The sequence below is a fragment of the Thiorhodococcus mannitoliphagus genome, from assembly GCF_010915725.1.
GTDB classification, from domain to species: Bacteria; Pseudomonadota; Gammaproteobacteria; order Chromatiales; family Chromatiaceae; genus Thiorhodococcus; species Thiorhodococcus mannitoliphagus.
Genome location: NZ_JAAIJR010000274.1, coordinates 1 through 2,722, shown reverse-complemented (window position 1 = coordinate 2,722; position 2,722 = coordinate 1). Strand labels below are relative to the sequence as shown.

At 68.4% G+C, this 2,722-nt stretch carries 3 protein-coding genes; all 3 read left to right on the top strand.

The window, feature by feature from the left end; translation table 11 throughout:
• Positions 1–1,203: TraB/VirB10 family protein (locus tag G3480_RS26020; protein ID WP_164657107.1), on the top strand; the 1,203-nt coding region annotated here is incomplete at its 5' end.
• A gap of 164 nt (positions 1,204–1,367) precedes the next feature.
• Positions 1,368–1,988 (top strand): thioredoxin domain-containing protein, encoded by a 621-nt coding sequence (locus tag G3480_RS26015; RefSeq protein WP_240906084.1) that lies wholly within the window; start codon positions 1,368–1,370, stop codon positions 1,986–1,988.
• The coding region (locus G3480_RS26010; protein ID WP_164657106.1) for a TraV family lipoprotein at positions 1,985–2,722 on the top strand (738 nt) is incomplete at its 3' end. The genes G3480_RS26015 and G3480_RS26010, both read left to right, overlap by 4 nt.

The window sequence follows — 2,722 nt, the reverse complement described above, 5'->3', positions numbered from 1 at the left end:
CGCGCCGAGCAGGCCCGCGAGCGGCTCACCCGGCATCTGCTGACCGACGCCGATCCGCGTGCGCTCGGCATCGACGGCCTGGCCAATCGTCTGACCCAGCTCGAGCGCGCACTGGCTCAGGCGACGTCTCGCGAGCGTCAGCGCGGCCCCGGCGAGGCGGCCACGCTCAACCGTCAGGTCGAGCAGCTGCGTCAGTCCCAGCAGACCGAGATCCAGACCCTGCAGCAGGAGATCACCCGGCTGCGTGAGGAGCTGGAGGCGCGTCCGACCGTGCCAGCGTCAGCGCCACCAGCGTCGACCAAGCCACCTGAGCCAGTCGCGTCAGAACTGAACAATCCGCGCCCCGCCAAGCCACCGGCCTTGGATGATCCGGCGCTGTTTGAGCCCAAGGCCGCTTCTCCGCTCAGCGCGCTCAGTCCGCGGCCAGCGGGACAGCCGAAGCATGCCAATGGCCCGCTGACGATCCGCCTGGTCGAGCAGGCTCCGGCCACAAAGACCGCGGCATCTGCCCCGACCAAGCCGGCCGGCGATCCCACGGACACCGCCATCATGATCCCAGCCGGCAGCCTCCTGCGCGGTGTCCTGCTCTCTGGGATGGATGCCCCGACCGGGCGCCAGGCCCGGCGTGATCCCTATCCGGCCTTGGTACGCCTCAAGCACACCGCCATCCTGCCCAACCGCTTCCGTGCCGATGTGCGCGAGTGCTTCATCACCGTCGCCGGTTACGGCGAGCTCTCGAGCGAGCGCGCCTTTCTGCGCACCGAGGTCATCACCTGCGTGCGCCGCGACGGCGGCGTGATCGAGGTCCCGGTCGATGGCTACGCGGTCGGCGAGGACGGCAAGGTGGGCCTGCGCGGGCGCCTGGTCTCCAAGCAAGGACAGGTGATCGCCCGCGCCATGCAGGTCGCCTTCCTCGAAGGGGTTTCCGATGTCTTCAACAAGTCCTCGGTCACGACTATCACCACGACCAGCGACGGGACGGTTCAGTACCAGGACGTCCTCTCCGGCGACTCGGCCCAGGCCGCAGCCATCACCGGGACCGGTAAGGCGCTCGACCGCCTCGCCCAGTATTACCTCGACATGGCCGAGAACATCTTCCCAGTGATCGAGATCGATGCCGGACGCCCGATCGAGGTGATCCTCAATCGCGGGGCGTCGCTGCAACTGGCCCAGGCGAATCGTCGCCGTGGTGGGCGGCGGTAAGGATGAGGCTGATGCGTATCCGAACGAAAAATCTGGTGAGCCCATTCATCCTGGCTCTGGTCCTGTTGGTCGGTCTGCCGGTGGGCGCGGTAGGCGATGAAAGGCCAGGGGCTGTGACCACGGAACCTGACGACATTGCATAGCTTGTGCAAGGCATCGCGGGGATGCGTCGTCTGCCCGTGAACGGGGTCCAGATGGTCCAGTCAGGCGAGCGGCTGTTCTTCGTCTCGACCAACGGGCGCTATGCCTTCCTGGGTCCGGCCATCGACCTCTGGCACGGGGCGCGGCTGACCTCGCTCGTCGAGGCCGACCGGCTGATGGGGCGGATCGACCGAGCGCGCCTCAAGCTCGATGTCCGCGACCTTGGGGCGCTGGATCTGGGGGAGGGGACCGAAGAGGTCTGGCTCTTCCTCGATCCCCACTGCCCGCAGTGCGCCAACCTGCTCGATCAGCTCCAGGCGCTGTCGCCGTCGCAGCGCGCGCCCTATCGCGTTCGCCTCATCCCGCTGGGGGTGCTCGGGAAGGCGTCGCTCAGCACGGCGGTGCGGCTCAACTGTCTGGCCGAAAGCGATCCGGCCGCGGCTCTGGAAGCCCTGCTCAGCCACGCCTTTAAGACCCTACCGCCGGCGACGGGCGCCTGCGGACAGGGCGCGCTCCAGCGTGCTTTGGTCACCGCCCAACTGCTCGGCATCACCCAGGTGCCCTTCCTGATCGCAGCGGACGGACGGCTGCAGGGGGGTGTGCCGGTCGATCTGCTCGCTTGGCTCACTGGAGATGCGCGATGACGAAAGAACCGACCCTTCCATTCGATCCCGCGCGGAGCGGACTGCTCCTGCTGCTCCTCGGCGTCAGTCTGATGACCAGTGGCTGTGGCTCGCTCGCTGTGGGCGAGAAGCGCTTTGGCTGCAAAGGGCATCCCAGCGACCCCTTGTGCTTGCCGGCTTCACGCGTCTACGACCTGACCAACGGGACCGATTCGCTGCAGCCACCCGACTGGGAATCCGAGCGGGTGGACGGCGAGGCATCAGGTGCGCAACCGTCGCGACGGGTGGCTGTGTCCGTCCAGCGGCGCGATTCGTCCGGCGGGTTCTTTGGCGACGATGCAGCGCTGTTCGGCGCCACACGGACGCCAGCGACGGCTCCAACTGCACCCGATGTCGCCCCAGTCGATGAGCCAGTGGAGGCCCTGCCCATCGCCGCCGACGAAGACCTGCTCCTGCCCCGCTCGCGCGACCCCATCCCGCTGCGGGTACCCGCGCAGGTCATGCGCATCTGGCTCGCCCCCTGGAAGACGAGAACGCCGACCTGCACGCGAGCGGTTACGTCTTCACCGAGATCGCCCCGCGCACCTGGAGCCTCGCCGCCGGACCTGACCGTTTCTCCAATGCCTTGCTCAAGCCCCTGCAGATCGAGCAGCGCGTCGTATCGGGCGGCGGAGACACCTCCGCGCCCCCGCGTCGCCAACCGACTTGCGCCGGCGATCACTGCCCCTCCGCGACCGGCGAGCCCCGGCGCTCCT

Bases quoted from the DNA above. Each gene is read 5' to 3' on its own strand.
- G3480_RS26015 (WP_240906084.1), top strand. From the start codon at position 1,368: ATGCGTCGTCTGCCCGTGAACGGGGTCCAGATGGTCCAGTCAGGCGAG.